Source organism: Simiduia litorea (genome assembly GCF_042853465.1).
Lineage (GTDB): Bacteria > Pseudomonadota > Gammaproteobacteria > Pseudomonadales > Cellvibrionaceae > Simiduia > Simiduia litorea.
The window spans coordinates 453482-474519 of sequence record NZ_AP031497.1; the positions used below are offsets into that span (position 1 = coordinate 453482).

Sequence of the window (21038 nt, forward strand, 5' to 3'; positions counted from 1 at the left end):
TAGAGATGTATTGAGGCGGCTTGTTGGGTTAAGGGCGCTGGCATGACAGAGCGCCATTAGGTCGCTGATAGTCTTTCTCTCTATTTTAAAAGGCTTTGATGTAGATACCTAGGGATGTTGTAGAAGTTAGACGTCGCTTATCGCGACATTCATGCAATGAAAGCTGCGACGCAGCATCAATAGAGATGGAGTTAATAATGAAAAAACGTAATCTACTATTAAGCACCGCAATAGCCGGCCTACTATCGTCCGCTACAGTCACAATTGCTCATGCAGACGAAATATCAAAGCCAAAGGGCGCAGTTGGAAGTGGCAAAGTTGTCGCTGGGATGGCGCGAACGAATCAGTTTTGGTGGCCAGACCAGTTGGATCTCTCGGCACTGCGAGACCACGATTTACGCTCAAATCCCTATGGTGAAAACTTCAACTATGCCAAAGCATTTAAACAGCTGGATCTTGCTGCTGTTAAAAAAGATATCGACCAGCTATTGACCACTTCTCAAGATTGGTGGCCAGCCGACTTTGGCAACTATGGTCCATTCTTTATTCGCATGTCTTGGCATAGCGCAGGTACTTATCGAACCCTCGATGGCCGCGGTGGCGCTGACGGTGGCCAGCAACGTTTCGACCCATTAAATAGTTGGCCAGATAATGCCAGTTTGGATAAAGCACGCCGTCTACTCTGGCCGGTGAAGCAGAAATATGGCCAAAGCCTCTCTTGGGCCGATTTGATGATTTTGGCCGGCAATGTTGCACTAGAAAATATGGGTTTTAAAACCTATGGCTTCGCCGGTGGTCGCGCCGATGATTGGGAACCCGATGTGGTCTATTGGGGGCCAGAATTGGAAATGCTCGCGAGTGATCGCGAAGACAAAGACGGCAAACTTGAGCGGCCGTTGGGTGCGACCCATATGGGTCTAATTTATGTGAACCCAGAAGGTCCAAAGGGAAAGCCAGATCCTATTGGCTCAGCGAAAAATATTCGTGTCGCTTTTGGCCGAATGGCCATGAATGATGAAGAGACCGTCGCCCTTATCGCGGGAGGGCACACATTTGGAAAAATGCACGGTGCTCATAAACCGGCAGATTGTGTGGGCGTTGAACCTGGCGCTGAAGGCCTTGAGAGTCAGGGGCTAGGTTGGAAAAATAAGTGTGGTAAGGGGCACTCCGAAGATACCGTCACGAGTGGCTTAGAGGGAGCGTGGACTCAGGCGCCGACTCAGTGGACCACGTTATATTTACAAAATCTGTTGAATTTTGATTGGAAGCAAACGCGCAGCCCAGGCGGTGCTATTCAATGGGTGCCCACGGATGAATCTTTGCATAAGTCCGTGCCGGATGCTCATGTCAAAGGCAAATTTAACGCGCCTGTTATGACTACGGCAGATTTGGCGTTAAAGTTTGATCCAGAGTACAAAAAAATCGCACAACGGTTTCTGGCAAATCCCGACGAGTATCAAATGGCTTTTGCTAAAGCTTGGTACAAGTTGACGCACAGAGACATGGGGCCGAGAGCTCTGTACTTAGGGGCGGATGTACCGCGCGAGGAGCTTATTTGGCAAGACCCGATTCCTGCGGCGAAAGCTAAGTCTCTTAACAGTAGAGCGGTTAAAAAACTTAAGCAGGATATATTGAATTCTGGTTTAACTGTACCGGAATTGGTGCGCACGGCTTGGGCCTCGGCGTCTACATTTCGTGCGACGGATAAGCGTGGTGGCGCCAATGGCGCGCGTATTGCGCTTGCCCCGCAAAATGAGTGGCCAATTAATAATCCGCAAGAGTTGACGAAAGTGCTGGGTAAACTCACCGCTATTCAAAAAAAATACGGTAAAGACAAAGTATCACTGGCAGATCTCATCGTGCTTGGCGGCGCGGCGGCAATTGAAAAAGCAGCGAATGATGCTGGTTTGAAGCTTGAAGTACCGTTTACGTCTGGTAGGGGCGATGCCCTTCAAACTCAAACGGATATTGCCTCTTTCGCGTTATTGGAGCCGAAGGCCGATGCATTCAGAAACTATTTTGAGGCCAGTGGTGCGTATCGCACACCTGCGGAGATGTTGGTGGATAAAGCCGATCAATTGAGCTTAACCGTGCCTGAAATGACGGCATTGATTGGCGGTATGCGGGTGCTTAATGCGAATGCGGATGGTAGCAAGCATGGTGTATTTACCGACAAACCTGGGGTTTTAACCAATGACTTCTTTGTCAACTTGCTGGATATGTCAACGCAGTGGCGTAAGAGCAAGGTAGATGGCTTGTACGAAGGTATTGATAGAAAATCGGGTAAGGTTAAATACACGGCGACACCCGTAGATTTAATTTTTGGTTCTAACTCGGAATTGCGCGCTGTTGCTGAAAGCTACGCGTTTGCTGATGCTCAGGAAAGGTTTGCGAAAAGTTTTATTAGCGCCTGGGTAAAAGTGATGCAGTCGGATAGATTTGATTTGCAGCAGTAATGAAGGTTTAGCTAAACTTAATTGTCGTTTTTAGATAATGAAGCTAAAAGGCCTCCCTAGTGGAGGCCTTTTTATTTGCTGAGATGGTGCTAGATCAAAGAGATATTTGAATTTGTAACCATATTTTTTGTGTGTCTGATGCGTAATCATCCGCTTGATAATCGGCGAATTTTAGTAATGTGGTTACCTGTTTGTTAATTGGGTAGGCCACTACAGCATCCCACTCGGTGCCGTAATTTGCGCTACCTTCCGCCGCTTTAAAGTCGTGATAGGTCAGCGCTAGCTTTAAAGGCCCTAGATTAGCGCCAGCGCCAATGTAAGCATCTTCTACACCGGTTGCAGGCGTGCCAAGAAATTTATCCGCGAAACCTTGGAATTTATGGCCAGTGGCAAGTGGCGTTTGGAAGCCCTTTGTGCCATCGTCCGAACCTAAAACCTCGTAGCCGACTGTCCAATTAAAGCTCTCGGCGAGTGCTCCCTTGGCCTCCAGCAAGTAGTAGTCTGTACTGTATTCTGCGCCATCGCCAGCTTCGGACTGAGCCGCATAACTTGCGATCACGCTCACAGGTTTAAACTTGCCTTCATAGCGCAGGCCATAGGTTTGATTGGAGGCTGCGGCGGCATTGTCAAAATCCATATCGTAATAAAAGCCGATGATTTTGTGGCCTTCGCTTAAACCCCAGTTTGCGTTCAATAAGTGTACATCGCCATCTAAGGTTGCGTTCGCGCCTTCGGGCCCAAAAATGCGATTGACCTGTGATACATAGCTGTATTCGCCGCTGAGCGAGCCACTGCCAAACTGTAACCTAGCGCCATCGTAAGTTTGTTCATTTTGGCGCCAAGCTACGCCGCCGACAAAGCGTTGATCGTCGAGATTGATTCGCTGACGACCGCCGGTTGCCGTGAATCCGCCGCTTACGTATTTGGCGTAAGCTTGATTAACATCGGTGCCGTCCGGGTCTGCAACGACGGGATATGCGCCATTACCGTTGCTGGTGCTATTAAAATCATCATCACCTAAATGGCGTACATCATCGAATTCTAAGCCAAGGGTTAAGCCACTTATGTTGCCGGAGACAAAGCTCAGCCGAGAGCGGAGGGTGTTTGCTGCGGCATCTTTGTCAATGCCTTCTTGTTCAACACTTTCAAACCGGTAGCGAAAATCGACATTGGTTTTGCTCTCTTTCATGAAGGTTTCGAGCGCTGATTCTGCTAGGGCGTAGGGTGATGATGCGGCGGCTGCGATAGCCAATGACAAGTAAACTTTTTTCATATCTCACTCTCTATGGTCTTCGGTAATGGTGAACGCTTACACCTTATGTGTATCTCGCCTAGGTGTTGTTGATTTGTATCAAGCTGCGTGTGTTGCTACTCATAGGTGTTTGGCGAGTAACACTTTGTAGGTATCAATTTGTATGCCAAAACTAAAAGATGACGTCGATGGCGAGGGCTGGTAGGTACGATCGCGAGTTTAAAAAAAGTGTCTGCCACTTTTGATGGCAAAGTAGCCTGTGCTGAAAGCAAGTGATTAGAACCTTATTACTAGGGGCTTTTGAGCGGTTTTTCTATGTTTCACCGTCGTGTTTGTAGACGAAAAAATCACAGCGGCTTTCTGCCAACGGTTAACTTGGTGGGGCAGAGACTATTTTCTATCTGTTGGGTTTGAGGCGCCGCGTGAAGCCTAGCCAATAGACCTCATTGTGATGTTTGGGGCCAAATTGGTTCGATATTCCGTGTTAGTGCGCCAAATTGGATCGACGATCTTTGGTCTATTTAGAAAATTTTATGACAATTTACATTTGAAACATCGAGGATCGTTATCCCAATGCTTAATTTGGTGCACGCTTCTGGGTCGAAGGTGCACCGTTAGATGGCGAGATGCTAAGCAAATATAGGTGATAGGGGTTAGGTTGCAGACGCAAGTATTAGTTCGAACCTATACATTTACGCAGCTCTACCCGCTGTGACGAAAAGGTTTAGAGTTTTGGCCTATTTCGTGCACATTCGATCTTGAAGGATAAGATCCACTTTCACTTTGGAGTTTAGTGTCATGCGCATAGGTTACTCACTCGCCTATTTTCGAACCCTATTGGGTGTCTTTTCGTTCTGGATGCTCATGAATACCTCCGCTTCCGCAGAGCTGAGTATTGGTGAAGCTGTCAATCGAGCAGGCGAGCAAAGAATGTTGTCGCAGCGCATTGCGCAAAGCTATCTATTAACCATTATCCAACCGCAAAGTCCTAAGGGCCGCGACAGAGTGATGCGTGGTATCGAGCGCTTTGAAAGAAATTTGTTGGCTCTAGAAAATTTTACTGGCGCTAAATCCTTAGCGCCTGATTTAGAGCGCGTCAAATCGCTTTGGAAGGAATATCGGGTTCTTGCTCTGTCTGAGGCCACGGACGTGAATGCGGAAAAGTTGTTGTTGGCCAGTGACGTTATCTTGCTGGCGGCAAATCGGTATGTGGGTTTGTTGGAGCGGCTGTCCAACACGGGATTGGGCGAGGTGGTAAATATTTCTGGCCGGCAGCGCATGCTTTCGCAACGGATTGCGAAAAATTATTTTGCATATTTTCATAAGCTCGGAGGCGAGGAGCGAATTCGAGCGCTTTATGAAGACCTTGCTGAGTATAAAAATGTAATAGGTTATCTAAAGCAGAGTAAGTTAACTACGCCAGATATTTTAGCCAAGTTACACCGAGTTGAAGGGCAGTTCTCCTATGCCAGTAAAGGCTTTGATGGGTTGATGCAGATTTCAGGTGACCGGCTTATCTACGTGATTACCGGCACCACGGATGCAATGTTAAAAAACATGGATGATGTGACCAAAATGTATGCAGCACTTTAGTATTGTTTGAGACTACTGTCGGCGGCGTAGTGTATCGCTAGCCACAGTGTGGTCATATTCGGCTCGGTCCAGGCAACTCGATGTTGTTGGCGGGCCGGAATGTTTAGATAGTCACCCGGCTTGAGTGCGAAAGGTTTCTGGCCTTTGAACTCAATGCCAGCACCTCCCTGTAGTAGCATTATCCATTCGGATTGTTCTTGATCGTACCAGTAGCCCTTAGCTGTGCTTTGGCCGTTGCTGACAATACGTTCAATTTTTAGGTTTGGCTGCGCCAATAGCATTTGAAACTTTTCTTCATCGCTGGCGTCTGGCAGGTGTTCAAAAATGTTTTTCATCGCGTGACTAATTTAAGAAAAAACAGGCTGCTCATTAAAAAACCGAGCAGCCTGTTGTGGCTAGCGAAAAGCGAGTAGCACAGGCATACGAGCCGCGCGCCAAGCTGGGAAAACACCGCTCACAAAGCCAATGACTAAGGCCATCTGGATGCCTTGTTGGATTAAATCACCGGTCATTCGGAAGCTGAAGACCACTTGGGTAAAGCTACCGCCCAAGGTGGAGGCATTGAGGCCGTCAAACAGCAAAAACGCGCACAGAGCGCCCACGAGGCCGCCAATAGCCGCGAGCACCATAGATTCCGCCAGCGTGCCTAAAAATGCCGATGTTGTACTAAAGCCGAGAGTTCTTAATGTGGCTATTTCTTTCGAACGATCAGCCACCGAGGTGTACATGGTATTGAGTGCGCCGGAGAGTGCGCCTAGAGCCATCACGGCGCTGATGACTTTGCCAAAAATTGCCATGTAACTTAAATTTTTACTCTGGCTGGAAAAGTAATCCTTCTCGGTTTGCACGTCGACGTTTAGGCGTGCATCATTCTCTGCAAATGATTTAATGGCCTCTAATTGCGATGCGTCGGTCAGTCGCGCGCGAACGGTTTGTACCGAACTGCCACGATTATAAACGTTTTGAATCACGCTTAGATCTGCCCATAGTTCACTTTCGAAAACATTTCCGCCGGTAGTGAACTCGCCCACTACTGTCCATTCTGAGTTGCCAATGCGTAGGCTTGTGCCCAAGTCGAAGCCCTCGAATTGTTGCGTGACACCGCGACCGACGACAAGCTCGTTGGTGCCTGGCGTAAATAATCGACCGGCGCTGATGCTAAAATTTCTGCGCAAAGGTACGCCACTCAGTTCGAGCCCGCGCAGCGGTAGGTTGGCCTCGGTGCCAGTCGATTTTTTGATACCATCTACTATCACGTAAAGTTCGGCGGAGACCTGTGGGCCCTTGTCGTCTTGCGCTATGCCCGGCGCCGTGCGAATTAAATTTACTTGGTCTCGGTCCAACCCGCTGTTTAGTTCCGCGGCTGAACCTTTGCGTAGAAATAGAGCGACATCGTCTGAACCTGCGCCTTGCAGGGTTGTTTCAAAGCCTTTATCCATGGCGAGAAAGGCCAGTAATATTGCCACAACAACAGCGTTGGCTAAAATCATGGCCAGAGACATCCATAAGCGGCGCGGCAGGCTGCGTATGTTCATCGCTATCACAGCGTGAGTTTGTGAAATCACAGAAAACATAATTAGCCCTTATTAAATGCAGTAACAATATTGAGCCGCAGCGCATTCAGCGCGGGCATAATTCCGGTTATTAAACCGAGTAGGGTCATATAGATGAGCGCTTGAAACACCACAGTTTGGTCTACGGCAATATTCGGAAGAAACTTTGCCAGCTGATCAGACATAGCTTGGACAATAAGATGCGCAGCGGTTAATCCAAGTAAGCCGCCGATAAACGCCAATAGCAGTGATTCTGCGAGCACCATGGTGAAAATTCGTATCGAGGTAAAACCTAGGGTTTTTAGCACGGCGATTTCATTGGTGCGCTCGCGAATGGCCAATACCATGGTGTTTCCGACCACGATCAAAATGGTGAAAAAGGCCATAAATACTACGCCAAATATAATAAGGCCAATATTGCCGATTTGTTCAAGAAAGGCTTTGTTGAACGCTTTCTCGGTGCTTGTCTCTGTTTCGGCGCTGGAATTGGCAAAGTTGTCATCAATGGCTTTGGCAACGGTCTCATTGAGGCTTGCATCGGTTGTGGTGAGAGTCAACCAACCTACGCTGTCGCCGCCATAGGAGTTTGTCTCGCGAAAGTATTTGTAGTGAAACACCATGTAACCTGTGTCCACTTTTAAATCGTCGGCGTGGAAAATGCCATCAACGGTAAATTCCCAGGTTTGACCGCCGGTCTTTTGCGAGAAAATATTTGACGAGATAGGTACCCGGTCGCCAACCTTCCAGCCATAGACTTTTGCCAATCGCTCGCCGACGAGCATGCCCGACTGGTTGCTGAGCCAAGCTTGAAACTCCGTGGGTTCGACGATGAGCTCCTCGTAAACCTTGAAGTAGCTCTCGGGGTCGATAGCAAATGACATAATTTGCGTGGCTGGCTCTTGATAGTAGCCGCCAAACCAATTCGCATGGGTTAAATCTTTTACCCCATCTATGGCCTTGATCTTATTGACATAGGCGTAGGGTATAGAAACGGTAAAGTTGATTTTATTTACCACCACTAATCTGTTGTCCGCCGACATGTCAATGCCCGAGTCGAGCGATGCCTTGAGTGCAGTGATGGCGCCGAAAATCGTAAAGGCGATAAAAATTGAAAACAGCGTAAGTGTTAAGCGAAGCTTTTTTCGCGTGATGTTTTTGATGATGAGATAGAAGTCATTCATAGCGCCGCTTCCTTGTCGACAAACTCCCCCTTATCAAGATGCAAGGTGCGGTTGGCGTATTTAGCGGCGGACGGATCGTGTGTCACCATGATGATGGTTTTTCCGAACTCGCGGTTGAGAAGTTGCAACATCGTTAAAATTTCATCGGCGGTGCTGCGATCCAGATCGCCGGTGGGTTCATCACAGAGCAGAAGCTTTGGATCGGAAACGACGGCGCGGGCGATAGCCACGCGTTGTTGTTGGCCGCCCGAGAGTTCGCTAGGCATATGTTTCGCGCGATCGGCCAAGCCAACGAGTTCCAGTGCCGTGCTGACACTTTGCTTGCGCTCAGCGCCGGATAGGCTTGTGAGCATTAATGGTAGCTCCACATTGCGCGCGGCATTCAACATGGGCATCAAGTTATAAAACTGAAAGATGTAGCCAACATTATTCGCGCGCCATTTTGCCAGCTGGTTTTCGCTGAGGCGTTCTATGTGTTCGCCATCAAACAAAATCTCGCCTTCTGTCGGCTGGTCGACGCCACCAAGTAGATTTAACAGCGTGGTCTTGCCCGAGCCTGATGGCCCCATGATGGCGACGAAATCGCCTTTAGCAATCTGTAAATCCAGCTGGTCGAAAATAGTAATGGTTTCTTTGCCCTTGACGAAACGCTTGGCGACTTTGTTCAGTTCAAATAGGTTTTCCATGAAGTTTTCGCTCTCTTTTTAAAATTAGTAAAATGCCACTTTTACGCCCATGTCAGGCAGAATGCGCTCGTCGGTGGTGTCAATTTGGATGCGCACGCGCACCGTTGCTTTGCCTCTATCTGCGGTGGGAATAATAGCGATAACGCTGGCGGGTATCTCCCAGTCTGGATAGGCATCGAGTTGCGCTTTAACCACTTGCTGAGGGCTGACACGGCCGATAAATGCCTCGTTCACATCCACTTCAATTTCTAGTGAGGTCATATCTACAATGGTGCAGATGCCGGTGCGGGTAAAACCGCCACCGGCCGAGCTGGGTGCAACGATTTCACCGGGCTGCGCATTCTTAACGGTAACGACGCCATTAAATGGTGCGCGAATGATGTGGTCATCTACCAGCTCAGTGCGCCGTTGAGTTTCGAAGCGAATGGCGGCCAGATCCGAATTGGCGCCGGCAAAATTTGCTTTTGCTGTGGCAAGGTTGGTTACCGCTTGGGTTTTTTCAACCTCGCTGGAGTATTTGTTTTCTTGCGCGCGGCGATACTGGCGCTGCGCTTCTTCCAGCGATGCACTTAAGCTGTCGACTCTAGCGAGCGCTGACTGCGTTTGCGCTTGCGCTTGCTGCAGGCTCACTTTGGCAAGCGTATCGTCGAGCCGTGCCAGAATTTGATTTTCTTGTACGTCCATGCCCTCTTCAACCTCGACCGATTTAATGAGGCCCATGACCTCGGCCGACACTGTCGCCATTCGGCGCGCAGTGATGTAACCGGAGGCATTGAGCACCGCACTGTTGTTGCTTGTGGGTTTAGGCGCAGCTTGTAGGTCCGGCTTGTTGGCTATAGGGCTTGGTGTACTGTTGGCGCTGGTGAGATTGCTGCTCGAATTTATTGTTTGCGGTGTCAATAAATAAGATACGCCAGCGCCGGCGAGGGCGGCGGTCAATACCAGTATTGTAACCTTAGTCGTTGAGAGACCGTTCGCTTCCGGTGTTTTACTTCGGTCGATGCTTAGTTTACTAAGTAGCTCTGTGGTGTTTTTATTGGTGCTGTTCATAGTTGATGTGGAGTCCTTGCCCGTATCGGTGCTCCAGCGTGGCGTCAACGTCTCGACTGGATCTTCGCGCCCTATAGTCCCACTTTTTGCGCGACATAAAAAGGTCGAGCAAGTACTAAATTCGAACTAAATCTTGCTCGCGAAAGGGGCTATTCCATCACCGGTGTTGGCTTGCGCTGTTCATCTATAGCAACGAATTTGAATTCGCCGCTAATTGCCTGATGTTGGCCGTCGCAATACATATTTTCTATGCAGATATCGACTTTGACGGTCAGGCTTGTGCGTCCAACGCGCACTACTTTCGCGACTAGTTCCACGAAAGTTCCTGCAGGTATAGGCTCTTTGAAGTCAATGCGATCGGTCGATACGGTGACCAAAGATTTACGACAAAAACGCGTGGCGGCGATAAACGCGGCTTCGTCCATCCAGGATAGGGCTTGGCCACCGAATAAGGTGTTGTGGTGATTGGTTGTGCCTGGAAAGATGGCTTTCACAATGCGGGTAACCGACATGGCTTGACGTTGTTCGAAGCTGAATGAGGTGATATCCATCATTTACCTTAGATTTGATCAGTGAGTGATAAGTGAGTTGTTCGCGAGCGACGTGGACGAGCTGGGCCTTGATAGGGACTCCTAAACCTGAGGCAAACATCTCTGCATCTTCTCACAGTTAAGCCTATTAGGTGTGTTACGAATTGTTCCAGGGATTATTCTGGTTGGTGCTGGCGATGTAGAGCTGTTCGACCTTGTCGCGCGCCCAAGGTGTTTTACGTAAAAATTTTAAGCTTGATTTAATCGACGGGTCAGATTTGAAACAGTTGATGTTGATACGCTGGGCTAGGCCATCCCAACCGTAGCGTTGCTCTAGGCTAATCAAAATATTTTCCAAAGTGATGCCATGCAAGGGATTATTGGCTTGCGATACTTTCTCCTTACTTGCCGGTGGCTGGTTTGACATTGAGCTTCCTTATGGTTGCATAGATGCATAGGCGAATATTGCAGGGCATTTGGTGTGGGCCTTAAAAACTTAACAGAGTTGGTAGTAGTTACCCTGTGGCGCTTCAGCGAGTAAATCCATCGCAGCCTGCATTTTTTCTTTCGGAAAGCCTGCAATTGACGCTTGATGGTCGGCTTTACTGTGCCACTTTTCCACGATATAAAATTCAGTCTTTTGATTTTCTTGCTGGAATAATTCGCAGCCTTCACAGCCGGTAGAGGCCGTTATATAAGGGATGAGCTGGCTGAGAAAGGCCTTTAACGCCTCAGCTTGCCCCGCTTTCGCGACAAATCGATTAATACGTGTGGTGCTCATGGCTTTCTCGCAAGACGGTTCACAGAGCTATTAGCTTGGCGACCCTCTACGGGTCGCCAAGCGCGGGGTGGTTAGGGGTTTACAATAGCGTCCATAGTGCCCTGCGCCAAGGGGTGGTAGCCAGGTCTAGCGCTGGTGTAGACGCGCTGGGCGAATACTTTGCCCGACGGTGTGGCAACCAGTGCCTTGTACAAAGGTGTGATGAGTTTACGCCGGCCTATCTGGATTAAATAATTTTCTAGGCGGCTGTAGGCCGGCTGATAGTTATTATTAATGGCAATGAGTAGCCAACTGTGGGCAATTTCATTATTGCCTGTGCCGGTCAATTTGAATTGCGTGTCTAAATCGAGCATTTGTGCTTCGGTTAATTGCGCCGGTAAATTGTTCAAAAAGTAGAGCCACTCGTGCACGGTCCAGCCTGCGGCCTTGATATCCGAGGATTTCAAGCTGCCCGATAACCACTGAGTGCGGACTTGATCTATGTCGCTAAACGCATTCGACTTAGGCGCGGGCGCGCCCTCTGGGATGCCAGCTTGGTAGATCCATTGTTCCAGGCGCTGCATGGATAGTTGCTCTGGGTGCTTGGCGACTAAATGGGTATCGACGTAGGCCAGCCAGGCTTCCGTGGATAGGCTGCTAAAGGCGAAATCTGCGAAGTATTGTTTCAGATAGGCATCGAACGCAGCGCGGCCAATTTTGGTTTCGATTTCTGTGAGTAGTAGCGCACCTTTTTCGTAGGGAACATTAGAAAAACCGTCATCTGGATCTTTGTCGCGCAAATCTATCGCCAGCAATTGATAGGGCGCTGGGAGTTCGGCGATGTCGCCCTGCAAATCTTGGTAGCCTAAAACGCTTTCCATGTTGAAGCGCTTTTGGCCGTAAATCAGCTCCATAATGCGATAGGTGAGGTAGGTGGTGTGACCTTCGTTGAGCCATAGATCGCGCCAGGTGGCGTTAGTGACGGTATTGCCCGACCAAGAATGCGCTAATTCATGCGCAATTAACGACACCAAGCTTTTGTCGCCGGCGATGACGGTGGGCGTAATGAAGCTTAAGCGTGGATTCTCCATGCCACCAAAGGGGAAGCTAGGCGGCAAAATTAGTAGATCATAGCGGCCCCAGCTATAAGGCCCGTAAACTTTTTCTGTGATCTCCAGCATGGCCTCGGTGTCGGCAAATTCAGCTACAGCGGCATCGAGTATTGATGCTTCTGCGTAAACGCCGGTGCGTGCGCCCATTGCTTTAAACTCCAAATCGCCAACAGCTAGAGCGATTAAGTAGGAGGGAATCGCCTGAGGCATGTGGAAGCGATATTCGCCGGTTTTGTCGGCGTTGGGTGTATTTTCTGCACTCATCACGGCGCGTAGATTTTTCGGTGTGCGCAAGATGGCGTCATAGGTGGTGCGCACTTGCGGTGTATCTTGTAGCGGGATAAAGCTGCGGGCGTGGATTGCTTGCGCCTGCGTGAATAAGAAGGGGAGCTTTTTACCGGCAGTTTGTTCTGGTGTGAGCCACTGCAGCCCAGAGGCCTTCGGGCTAGTGCGATATTGCACTTTAATTTGGTCGGCTTTGGCTGGCAGTGCCACCCGTAGCGCGGCACCTAGTGCTGTATGGGGAGCCTCTAATTTAAAGCCGGTCTTCTGCCATTTGCCATCAACGCGTGCGCTGGCAGCGACGATGGTGAGGTCTCGAGTGTCGAGTACTAATTCGCTCACCTTGTCGGCTTTGCGCTCAAAGTCAAAGATGACTGAGCCACTTAGCTCCTGCTTCTTGAAGCTGACACTGAGATCCAAGGTAAGGTGGGTTGTGAGCACCTCGTGTGGGTTGGCTTGGCTGTGGTAATCGATACTTGGGTCGAGTTTTGGGGTGGCAGCCACTGCAAGTGTGGCAATCAGGCTAAGGAGGCCTGAGCAAATAAGGCGCAGCATGGTGTTCTCTCTGATTAAAATAATGAACCTACTAGTCAGACGAAGCATAGAGCAAATTCCTCCCTAGTTTGTCTCGAGGCATAAAAAACCCCAGACTATGCTGGGGTTTCTAGTGTCACTCACCTAGCTGAAAACAGCTGGGTTTAATGGCTGTCGCCGAGCTTCTTTTCAAGATAGTGAATGTTCACACCGCCTTTGCGGAAGGCTTCGTCGCGCACCAAATCTTTTTGCAGTGGAATGTTGGTGCGAATGCCATCGATCACCACTTCATCCAGTGCATTGCGCATGCGGTTTAATGCGATTTCGCGCGTGTCGCCGTGGGTGATGATTTTCGCGATCATTGAATCGTAATTCGGTGGCACTGTGTAGCCGCCATAAATATGCGAATCAACCCGCACGCCTAAACCGCCTGGTGAGTGGAAAGTGTTGATTTTGCCAGGGCAGGGCATAAACGTTTTTGGATCTTCGGCGTTAACACGACACTCAAAAGCGTGGCCTTTGATAACGATATCCGATTGTTTTAGCGACAGTTTATTGCCAGCACAAACGCTGATTTGCTCTTTGATCAAGTCCACGCCTGTGACCATTTCTGTCACTGGGTGTTCAACCTGAATACGGGTGTTCATCTCGATAAAATAGAAGCGTTCGTTTTCGTATAAGAACTCAAACGTACCGGCGCCGCGATAACCGATATCCACGCAAGCTTTTACGCAAGACGCGTAGACTTCATCGCGCACATGTTGCGGAATGCCCGGCGCAGGAGCCTCTTCCAAAACCTTCTGGTGGCGACGCTGGAGCGAACAATCGCGATCACCCAAGTGAATGGCGTTGCCTTGCCCATCGGACATCACCTGCACCTCTACGTGGCGCGGGTTGGTCAGAAATTTTTCCATGTAAACCGTATCGTCACCAAAGGCACCCTTGGCTTCGGATTTGGTTACTTGAATAGAGTTGATCAACGCGGCCTCTGTGTGCACGACACGCATGCCACGACCACCACCGCCGGCTGCGGCTTTAATGATGATGGGGTAGCCAATGCGCTTGGCGATGGCTAGGCATTGCTCGCGATCATCGGGCAGTTCGCCATCTGAACCTGGCACAGTGGGAACGCCGGCGCGTTTCATCGCCGCTATGGCGGATACTTTATCGCCCATTAAGCGAATGACATCGGGGTCTGGACCGATGAATACGAAACCACTTTTTTGAATTTGCTCAGCAAAATCTGCATTCTCTGCCAAGAAACCGTAGCCCGGGTGCACGGCAACAGAGTCGGTAATTTCCATGGCGCTGATAATGGCAGGAATATTTAAATAGCTGAGCGGCGAGGGATTTGGACCAATGCACACGGTTTCGTCGGCAAGACGTACGTGTTTCAGGTCGCGGTCAATTTTAGAGTGTACCGCAACAGTTTTGATGCCAAGTTCTTTACAGGCGCGCAATATACGCAGTGCAATTTCACCGCGGTTTGCGATTAATACTTTATCAAACATGAATCCTACTCCTGCTAGTCATTCGTGTGTGTGGCACGAGGGCCGTTTAAACGATGGTGACTAGAGGTTGATCGAATTCAACTGGCTCGCCATCCTCAACCAAAATGGCTTCGATGACGCCGGCCTTATCTGCCTCAATTTGGTTCATCATCTTCATGGCTTCAATAATACAAATAACATCGCCAGGTTTTACGTGCTTGCCTACTTCGGCAAACGCGGGTGAGCCAGGGCTTGGGCAGCGATAAAAGGTGCCGACCATAGGTGATTTTATTAGGTGACCGTTTGGAACTGCGGGTGCGTCTGCAGTGGCTGCGACGACTGCGGTTGCCGCTGGTGCTGCCGCAGGAGCACTTTGTTGCATGGGTGCATATTGCATGGGCATCATTTGCGGCTGATGGTTTGAGCCTCGGCTGATACGCACCGATTCTTCACCCTCTTTAATTTCGATCTCGCCGATATCAGATTCTTCTAACAGCTCAATCAATTTTTTAATTTTACGAATATCCATCACACTCTCACTTTGTGTTTAGGCCTGTTATTAAGGCTCAGGCTAATTGATTTAGTGCGGCATCCAATGCCAGCTCGTAACCTTGGGCTCCCAGCCCACAGATAACACCCACCGCTACATCTGAAAAGTAGGAGTGGTGGCGGAAACTTTCTCGCTTGTACACATTGGATAAATGTACTTCGATAAACGGAATCTCCACGGCAAGCAGCGCATCGCGCAAGGCAATGCTGGTATGGGTAAACGCTGCCGGATTGAAAATAATAAAATTAATTCCCTCGCGCTTGGCATCGTGAATGCGATCGATGAGCTCGTATTCAGCGTTGCTTTGCAGAGCTTGTAAATGGTGGCCGTCGTTTAAGCAGCGCTCGGTTAAACGCTGGTTAATGTCTGCCAGAGTGGTTGCGCCGTACACTTCAGGTTCGCGGCTACCTAGTAAATTTAAGTTGGGGCCGTGTAACACCAGAATGGTTGCCATCGTGGGGTTTTCACCTCATTAAGCTGCGATTGATAGTGGAACGTCGTCTAAAAGCCAAAAAAACAAACGGGGCCTTCAATTGAGGGGCGAGTTTGCCGGATTTGTGACTCCTTGTCCACGCTTGTGGAAGGATATTGTAGCTTTCTTGTTAGTTAGCGACCAGATCGCGGAAGTTAGATTCAAAACGCTTGTTTTATTGTTTTTCAGGCCGGTTTATTCGGCACGATCGCTACATGTTGGCAGCGAAATCGGCGTAAAGTGGACTAGATATCGGCATGTTCGAACAAAGTCGTCAAACATGCCGGTATCTGCATCAAATATCGGCTAATTTCCCTTAGTGGCGCGCTTTAGCGCTTCGACGAAGAGGTCCGGGGTTAAGAGTTGGGGTAAAATTTCCGGTTTGGCCTCTGGATCGGCAGGGAACATTAGGTACAAGGGCACGCCATTGCGCTGATATTGCGCTAATAGTGCAGTGATTTCGGGATTATATTTCGTCCAGTCGGCTTTAATTAGCATTAAATCCGCATCGGCGATTTCGATTTGCACCGATTGTTGGCTGAATACCAGTTTTTCATTGGCTAAACACGTTAAGCACCAGTCGGCCGTGACGTTGACAAATATCGGTTGACCCTGCTGACGGCGCTGCTGCCACTGCGACTTGTCGTAGGCATCCCAGTGATCGGTGGAAGTGTCTTTACTGTTTAGCGGCAGTATCACCGCTAATGCTATAGCGCCGAGCAGACACAGCTTGGCAAACCAATTTTTAAAGCGCCAGAGCCAGAGTGCAAAACCTAACGCGAGCAAACCGCATAGCGCCATGACCAATTCATCGGTGCTGGTTTGTCGTCCCAGTACCCAGAGTAACCAGATGGCGGTAAGAAACAATGGGAAGGCCAACACCTCCTTAAAGGTTTCCATCCAGGCGCCAGGTTTCGGTAGCCATTTGTGTAGATGGGGTACATAGCAGAGGGCTAGAAATGGTAGAGCCATGCCGAACCCAAGCGCGGCGAATACCGACAGGCTAGCGGCAGGCGGTTGGGTCATGGCGTAACCTAGTGCGGTGCCCATAAAAGGCGCGGTGCAGGGGCTGGCGACCAGCGTCGCTAGGGTGCCGGTAAAGAAAGAGCCCTTCAGGCCGCCGGCATTGGCGAGATTGCCACCTACATTGGCGAGACCAGTGCCAATTTCTACCGCGCCGAGTAGTGCCATGCCGAGTACGAAAAATAGATAGACCAGCGCTAGTATGAGCAGCGGTGACTGCAGTTGAAAGCCCCAGCCAACGGCTTCGCCACCAGCTTTGACTATTAATAGTGCGCTGGCGATGGCGACAAAGCTCAGCACAACCCCAGCCGTATAGGCCCAGCCGTGCAATTTACGGTGCGCGCCGTCTTCACCGCTACTGGCGAGGCTAAGCGCTTTAATTGATAGCACGGGAAACACGCAGGGCATCAAGTTGAGTACCGAGCCGCCCAACATGGCCAATAGAATGGCAACCAGCCAGCTGGTATCGCTGCTCGGTAGATCTGTGGCCTGTGTCGGGGCTGAAGTTTCGGTGATGACAGTGGGCGCTTGTTCAGTGAAGGTTTGAGTTTCGGCGCTGTAATTAAACTGCTGGTCCCGTGGTGGGTAGCAAAGCCCAGCATCGGCACAGCCTTGCGACTGCAAGTGGAGGCTGAAGTCTTGGGATAGATCTAGCCCGCTGTTGGGTAAATCTAGGTTTACGCCGTTGTAAAAAACTTCCAGCTCGCGCTCAAAGTAGTCGTCATATTTGTGCTTACCCTTGGGCCAAGTTGGTTGTAGAGTAACCGTTTTACCCTGTTGGCGCGCGAGCAGCCTGAAGCGCTCTTGGTATAAGTAATAGCCGGGACTGATGCGCCACTCGAGTTGCAGGCTGGCCTGGTTGCTAAAGGGGAGGGTTTGATAGGCTTCTTCTATAGGTAAAAACTCGGCTTCGCCGCTGAGATTGGCAGGTTGGCTAAATTGTGCGAATGCGCTTTGTGCGGGGAAACAGGCGAAAAGTACCAACAGCACAAGGGTTTGCAGTGCTGGCACCAAGGTGCCGTATCGGGCACTATGTGCGCTATTTTGGAAAGTACCTTGGAGAGTTCCAGTCATTTGATTCATTCTGTGCGTCGGTTGATTGGTGTGTTATTGCTGAGCCATCAAGGCGCTTAAATCAGCGGCGGCGGCAACCCGTTGGCGCACAGAATAACACTATGATTCGAAAGTCTGTGTGCCGAGCGCCAAATTTTGACAATAAGCGCTATTTTGATGTTGATTAGAGTTTAGATATTGAAGTTGAAAAGAAGTTACAACCTACTAGCCCTCTGTATGCTTGGTTATCTGGCTGGTTGCAGCCAAATAACTGAATTTATTCCTCGTCTCCCTAAACCGGCATTTGAGCCGCAATCCGTGGCGAAGCGCGATCAGGTGCTCGAGTATTTGGCGGCAGCCGACGCGGCCTTGGCGCGAGACCATCTGAGTCGACCCCGGCGCAACAGCGCGTTTGAGCTCTATCGCAACGCCTTGGTGCTCGATCCGGAAAATATCCATGCCCACAACGGTGTGTCATTGATCTTGCGTCGTTATATCGCTTTAGCCAATGCCGCGTTAAGTCAGGGCAACGTTGAGCGGGCGCTATCACTGTTGGCGCGAGCGCAGGGTTTGGATGCCAATAATCGCGCTGTGATCCAAATGCGGCAAGCGCTGGTGCAGCAGGAACAGCTGGCCTCAAACGGTGAGCGGCCTATCGTTGTAACCTTAGATGTGAACCAGCTCAAGAATCGAGATCCGGCCTTGGTTCAGCGCTTGCGAACGCTGGCATTGTCGCTGGCCGATAGCGGAGAGCGGATTGTCATCTATGCGCGCACCGATAGGGAAAGCCGATGGTTGTACCAACAGCTAAAGCAAGCGCAGCCGAATCATCACTTCGTCGTAACCACCGGGTTGTCATCTCGACCGCGTATTGTTCGAGTACCGGTTGTGAGTGAGTCCTGATAGTATCGAGCCGGTTGGTCAGGATTCAATTGCCGGCTTTTGAGCTGCTATTCTTAAAGCCCGCTGTGGTCGCTAAAGACTGCATTTCTCTAATTTAACCCACCCAGTTTAGGGATGAACGAGGAGCTTACGTGAGTTTGTTGCGCCAATTGGTTATTGCAATCACGCTATTGGTGATGGTGTTGCTGGCCGGAAATTTGATTGTGAGTGTGGTTAATGCGCGGGTCTATTTTTTCGCGCAAATGAATGTGCACGCGCAAGATACGGCAACGGCACTTGGCTTTAGTATTTCCCAAGCGGCGCAGGAAAAAGACGCTGTCCTAATTGGCTCAATGATCGATGTAATTTTTGACCGCGGTTATTACCGTCAAATTTCTTATCGCGACCTAGAGGGTAAGACTTTGGTTTCGCGCGATGTCACCTTACAAGTTGACGATGTTCCCGCGTGGTTTGTTGACCTCATTGAAATCCCCGAGCCTCAGGGCGAGTCCGAAGTCATTAATGGGTGGTTTCGCTTAGGTAAAATCGAAGTGGTCGCGCACACGGGGCTGGCCTATCGTGACCTGTGGCGCGTATTTCGCGAACAATTATGGCTGTTCCTGTTTACTGCCGTAGCGGCTTATGGCCTGGCCGGTGTTTCATTGCACTTTCTTTTACGTCCATTAAAGCGCGTGGAAAAGCAGGCGGACGCCATTTGTCGGCGCGAATTTCCCGAGCAGCAACAGCTACCGCGCACACGCGAATTGCGCTCTATGGTTCAGGCGATGAACCGCATGGTCGAAAAAATTAAAGATATGTTTCAAGAGCAATTGGAATTGACCGAATCTTTACACCGGTCTTCCCATGTGGATTTTATTACCGGCCTGTCCAACCGGCTAGATTTTGACGCGCGTTTAGAGTCATTTATCAAATCTGAATTGGGTGGCGGTGAGGGTGCGCTGTTGCTTTGGCAACTATCCGGCATGCAAACATACAATGAATCCTATGGTCGAGAAGCAGGCGATTTGTTGTTGCGTCAAATTGCCGATGTCTTTAAACCCCTCGCAGAGGCTTGGCCAGGCGCTATAGTCTCGCGCCGAGGTGGCACGGATTTTTGTATTTTTATTCCCGCCATTGAGCGCGTTCAAACAGTGGCCTTGTGTGAAGATTTGGTGGCAAAGGCGCAGCTGATCAGTTGGCCTGAAGGGAAGTTGCCTCTGTACCTAGGTGTAGTTCACGATCAAGTGGTCACGCTCGATAGTCAATTGCTGAGTCGAGCCGATGCCGCCCTGCGCATTGCTCAGCATCAGGTTGATAAAGGTTGGCATTTACAGCTCACCGAAACCGTGGGTGCTAGGCCTGCGGGTGAGTGGCGCCAATTGCTTGAGCGCACCTTGAGTGACGGCCAGTTGGCGCTACATTACCAACCAGTTTACGATGTCAATAAACAGTTGCTGCACGCGGAAGTGCTGGTGCGCATGAATGTAGACGGTCAATTGCAGCATGCGGGTAGCTTCCTGCCCATGGTCGAGCGTTTTGCCTTGGTCGACACCCTAGATCGACGTGTGCTGGAGATGTTGGCGCAAACTTTTCAGGACACGCAGGCGAATTATTGCGTCAACCTTTCACCTAGAACTATCGCGCTGCCACATTTTCGTCAATGGTTAAAAGATTTCCTGAGCCGCAATGCGAATCTCGCTAGCCGTTTGGTTATTGAAGTGAGCGAGAACGTCGTTCTACATTCATTGGATGCACTGAGGGATTTGGTTGCCATCAGCAACAGCGCTGGCGCTAAGGTGTCTCTGGATCACTTCGGTGTTACTGGTAAAGCGTTTAATTACCTACAGAGTTTGCCATTACACAGTTTAAAAATAGATCGTAGCTTCATCACAAATCTGCATAGCCGTCAGGATAATCAGTTCTTCGTTAAATCATTGGCTCAGATAGCGCACAGTTGCGATATGATACTGCTGGCCGAGGGCGTGGAAACAGAGCAGGAGTGGCAGCAAGTTGGCGCACTCGGACTAGATGGTGCTCAGGGGTATTACTTAGGTCGGCCCGCCGCTGGGTTAGCTTAGCGATAGTTTTTTAGGAGAATAATGATGAAAAAGTGTTTGATTTTTGTTTTGTTTGCGCTTTTTACCCAAGCCGTTGTTGCCGAAATCCAGGTGACCGATGTGTGGGTGAAGGAATCTATTCCTGGCACCAATACTTCGGCACTGTTTGCCACACTATATAACACGACACGCAAACCCACCGAGCTGATCAAAGTGATGGTTGAAGGCGTCGATAAAGCAGAGCTCCATACCCACAATGAGCAAGATGGCATGATGCAAATGCGTCGTGTAGCTGCGATAGATATAGGTGCGCGGGCGACAGTAACATTGGCACCGGGTGGGTTTCATGTCATGTTGTTTCAATTAAAAACACCACTAAAGGCGGGTGCCGAGGTTGCGGTTGAATTTCGATTTAGTAATGGCGAGCACGTAGCCGCTGTTGCGAAAGTGGTGAACCCTCATCAGACCGGCGACCATCAACATCACCACTAGCGACAAACTCGGGAGGTTATAGCGCATGGC

At 49.8% G+C, this 21038-nt stretch carries 19 protein-coding genes; 5 read left to right on the forward strand and 14 right to left on the reverse strand.

Annotated features, from left to right (window positions below):
* Nucleotides 1-329 precede the first annotated feature (329 nt).
* The gene (gene katG, locus ACGHTT_RS01945; RefSeq protein ID WP_390594968.1) at nucleotides 330-2456 is read left to right on the forward strand and encodes a catalase/peroxidase HPI; all 2127 of its coding nucleotides are present in this window, start codon (nucleotides 330-332) and stop codon (nucleotides 2454-2456) included.
* A gap of 94 nt (nucleotides 2457-2550) precedes the next feature.
* On the opposite strand, the gene ACGHTT_RS01950 is transcribed toward katG, so the two are convergent.
* Complete coding sequence (locus ACGHTT_RS01950; RefSeq protein WP_390593193.1) at nucleotides 2551-3729, reverse strand: alginate export family protein; 1179 nt, start codon at nucleotides 3727-3729, stop codon at nucleotides 2551-2553.
* 843 nt (nucleotides 3730-4572) lie between these two features.
* Between ACGHTT_RS01950 and ACGHTT_RS01955 the strand changes: the two genes are divergently transcribed.
* A complete protein-coding gene (locus ACGHTT_RS01955; protein ID WP_390593194.1) occupies nucleotides 4573-5301 on the forward strand; it encodes a type IV pili methyl-accepting chemotaxis transducer N-terminal domain-containing protein in 729 nt (242 codons plus the stop codon).
* Here the strand turns inward: ACGHTT_RS01955 and ACGHTT_RS01960 are convergent.
* From ACGHTT_RS01960 to ACGHTT_RS02020, 13 genes are all read right to left on the reverse strand, one after another.
* Entirely contained in the window at nucleotides 5298-5636 is a 339-nt protein-coding gene (locus tag ACGHTT_RS01960) for a cupin domain-containing protein (RefSeq protein WP_390593196.1), read from the reverse strand. The genes ACGHTT_RS01955 and ACGHTT_RS01960 overlap by 4 nt on opposite strands.
* 60 nt (nucleotides 5637-5696) lie before the next feature.
* Nucleotides 5697-6875, reverse strand: coding sequence for an ABC transporter permease (locus tag ACGHTT_RS01965; RefSeq protein ID WP_390593197.1), 1179 nt, complete (start codon nucleotides 6873-6875; stop codon nucleotides 5697-5699).
* Nucleotides 6876-6877: 2 nt separating this feature from the next.
* Nucleotides 6878-8035 (reverse strand): ABC transporter permease, encoded by a 1158-nt coding sequence (locus tag ACGHTT_RS01970; RefSeq protein WP_390593198.1) that lies wholly within the window; start codon nucleotides 8033-8035, stop codon nucleotides 6878-6880.
* Complete coding sequence (locus tag ACGHTT_RS01975; protein ID WP_390593199.1) at nucleotides 8032-8721, reverse strand: ABC transporter ATP-binding protein; 690 nt, start codon at nucleotides 8719-8721, stop codon at nucleotides 8032-8034. Before ACGHTT_RS01975 ends, ACGHTT_RS01970 begins: the two co-directional genes overlap by 4 nt.
* Before the next feature lie 24 nt (nucleotides 8722-8745).
* A complete protein-coding gene (locus tag ACGHTT_RS01980) occupies nucleotides 8746-9771 on the reverse strand; it encodes an efflux RND transporter periplasmic adaptor subunit (RefSeq protein ID WP_390593200.1) in 1026 nt (341 codons plus the stop codon).
* Between the two features lie 149 nt (nucleotides 9772-9920).
* Nucleotides 9921-10325 (reverse strand): acyl-CoA thioesterase, encoded by a 405-nt coding sequence (locus ACGHTT_RS01985; protein WP_390593201.1) that lies wholly within the window; start codon nucleotides 10323-10325, stop codon nucleotides 9921-9923.
* A 133-nt stretch (nucleotides 10326-10458) separates the two neighbouring features.
* The gene (locus ACGHTT_RS01990; protein ID WP_390593202.1) at nucleotides 10459-10728 is read right to left on the reverse strand and encodes a VF530 family DNA-binding protein; all 270 of its coding nucleotides are present in this window, start codon (nucleotides 10726-10728) and stop codon (nucleotides 10459-10461) included.
* A 69-nt stretch (nucleotides 10729-10797) separates the two neighbouring features.
* On the reverse strand, nucleotides 10798-11082 hold the full coding sequence (locus ACGHTT_RS01995; protein WP_390593203.1) for a putative quinol monooxygenase: 285 nt from the start codon (nucleotides 11080-11082) through the stop codon (nucleotides 10798-10800).
* A gap of 71 nt (nucleotides 11083-11153) precedes the next feature.
* The gene (locus ACGHTT_RS02000; protein ID WP_390593206.1) at nucleotides 11154-13058 is read right to left on the reverse strand and encodes a M1 family metallopeptidase; all 1905 of its coding nucleotides are present in this window, start codon (nucleotides 13056-13058) and stop codon (nucleotides 11154-11156) included.
* Between the two features lie 95 nt (nucleotides 13059-13153).
* Complete coding sequence (gene accC / locus ACGHTT_RS02005; protein WP_390593208.1) at nucleotides 13154-14500, reverse strand: acetyl-CoA carboxylase biotin carboxylase subunit; 1347 nt, start codon at nucleotides 14498-14500, stop codon at nucleotides 13154-13156.
* Nucleotides 14501-14546: 46 nt separating this feature from the next.
* Nucleotides 14547-15008 (reverse strand): acetyl-CoA carboxylase biotin carboxyl carrier protein, encoded by a 462-nt coding sequence (gene accB, locus ACGHTT_RS02010; RefSeq protein ID WP_390593209.1) that lies wholly within the window; start codon nucleotides 15006-15008, stop codon nucleotides 14547-14549.
* Between the two features lie 37 nt (nucleotides 15009-15045).
* Nucleotides 15046-15483: a type II 3-dehydroquinate dehydratase gene (aroQ, locus tag ACGHTT_RS02015; RefSeq protein WP_390593210.1), complete on the reverse strand. Its 438-nt coding sequence runs from the start codon at nucleotides 15481-15483 to the stop codon at nucleotides 15046-15048.
* Between the two features lie 324 nt (nucleotides 15484-15807).
* Complete coding sequence (locus ACGHTT_RS02020; RefSeq protein WP_390593212.1) at nucleotides 15808-17598, reverse strand: protein-disulfide reductase DsbD family protein; 1791 nt, start codon at nucleotides 17596-17598, stop codon at nucleotides 15808-15810.
* Nucleotides 17599-17814: 216 nt separating this feature from the next.
* On the opposite strand from ACGHTT_RS02020, the gene ACGHTT_RS02025 reads away from it, so the two are divergent.
* The 3 genes from ACGHTT_RS02025 to ACGHTT_RS02035 all read left to right on the forward strand — a co-directional run bounded on the left by ACGHTT_RS02025 (nucleotide 17815) and on the right by ACGHTT_RS02035 (nucleotide 21008).
* The gene (locus tag ACGHTT_RS02025; RefSeq protein ID WP_390593213.1) at nucleotides 17815-18480 is read left to right on the forward strand and encodes a hypothetical protein; all 666 of its coding nucleotides are present in this window, start codon (nucleotides 17815-17817) and stop codon (nucleotides 18478-18480) included.
* Between the two features lie 131 nt (nucleotides 18481-18611).
* Nucleotides 18612-20537 (forward strand): EAL domain-containing protein, encoded by a 1926-nt coding sequence (locus ACGHTT_RS02030; RefSeq protein WP_390593214.1) that lies wholly within the window; start codon nucleotides 18612-18614, stop codon nucleotides 20535-20537.
* 21 nt (nucleotides 20538-20558) lie between these two features.
* Nucleotides 20559-21008: a copper chaperone PCu(A)C gene (locus ACGHTT_RS02035; RefSeq protein ID WP_390593216.1), complete on the forward strand. Its 450-nt coding sequence runs from the start codon at nucleotides 20559-20561 to the stop codon at nucleotides 21006-21008.
* The last annotated feature ends 30 nt before the right edge of the window (nucleotides 21009-21038 follow it).

Coding starts and splice junctions, on each gene's coding strand:
- ACGHTT_RS02000 (WP_390593206.1), bottom strand. CDS start 13,058: ATGCTTCGTCTGACTAGTAGGTTCATTATTTTAATCAGAGAGAACACC.
- accC (WP_390593208.1), bottom strand. CDS start 14,500: ATGTTTGATAAAGTATTAATCGCAAACCGCGGTGAAATTGCACTGCGT.
- aroQ (WP_390593210.1), bottom strand. CDS start 15,483: ATGGCAACCATTCTGGTGTTACACGGCCCCAACTTAAATTTACTAGGT.
- ACGHTT_RS01975 (WP_390593199.1), bottom strand. CDS start 8,721: ATGGAAAACCTATTTGAACTGAACAAAGTCGCCAAGCGTTTCGTCAAG.
- ACGHTT_RS01970 (WP_390593198.1), bottom strand. CDS start 8,035: ATGAATGACTTCTATCTCATCATCAAAAACATCACGCGAAAAAAGCTT.
- ACGHTT_RS01980 (WP_390593200.1), bottom strand. CDS start 9,771: ATGAACAGCACCAATAAAAACACCACAGAGCTACTTAGTAAACTAAGC.
- accB (WP_390593209.1), bottom strand. CDS start 15,008: ATGGATATTCGTAAAATTAAAAAATTGATTGAGCTGTTAGAAGAATCT.
- ACGHTT_RS01985 (WP_390593201.1), bottom strand. CDS start 10,325: ATGATGGATATCACCTCATTCAGCTTCGAACAACGTCAAGCCATGTCG.
- ACGHTT_RS01995 (WP_390593203.1), bottom strand. CDS start 11,082: ATGAGCACCACACGTATTAATCGATTTGTCGCGAAAGCGGGGCAAGCT.
- ACGHTT_RS01960 (WP_390593196.1), bottom strand. CDS start 5,636: ATGAAAAACATTTTTGAACACCTGCCAGACGCCAGCGATGAAGAAAAG.
- ACGHTT_RS01955 (WP_390593194.1), top strand. CDS start 4,573: ATGAATACCTCCGCTTCCGCAGAGCTGAGTATTGGTGAAGCTGTCAAT.
- ACGHTT_RS02020 (WP_390593212.1), bottom strand. CDS start 17,598: ATGACTGGAACTCTCCAAGGTACTTTCCAAAATAGCGCACATAGTGCC.
- ACGHTT_RS02035 (WP_390593216.1), top strand. CDS start 20,559: ATGATGAAAAAGTGTTTGATTTTTGTTTTGTTTGCGCTTTTTACCCAA.
- ACGHTT_RS01950 (WP_390593193.1), bottom strand. CDS start 3,729: ATGAAAAAAGTTTACTTGTCATTGGCTATCGCAGCCGCCGCATCATCA.
- ACGHTT_RS01990 (WP_390593202.1), bottom strand. CDS start 10,728: ATGTCAAACCAGCCACCGGCAAGTAAGGAGAAAGTATCGCAAGCCAAT.
- katG (WP_390594968.1), top strand. CDS start 330: ATGGCGCGAACGAATCAGTTTTGGTGGCCAGACCAGTTGGATCTCTCG.
- ACGHTT_RS02025 (WP_390593213.1), top strand. CDS start 17,815: ATGCTTGGTTATCTGGCTGGTTGCAGCCAAATAACTGAATTTATTCCT.
- ACGHTT_RS01965 (WP_390593197.1), bottom strand. CDS start 6,875: ATGTTTTCTGTGATTTCACAAACTCACGCTGTGATAGCGATGAACATA.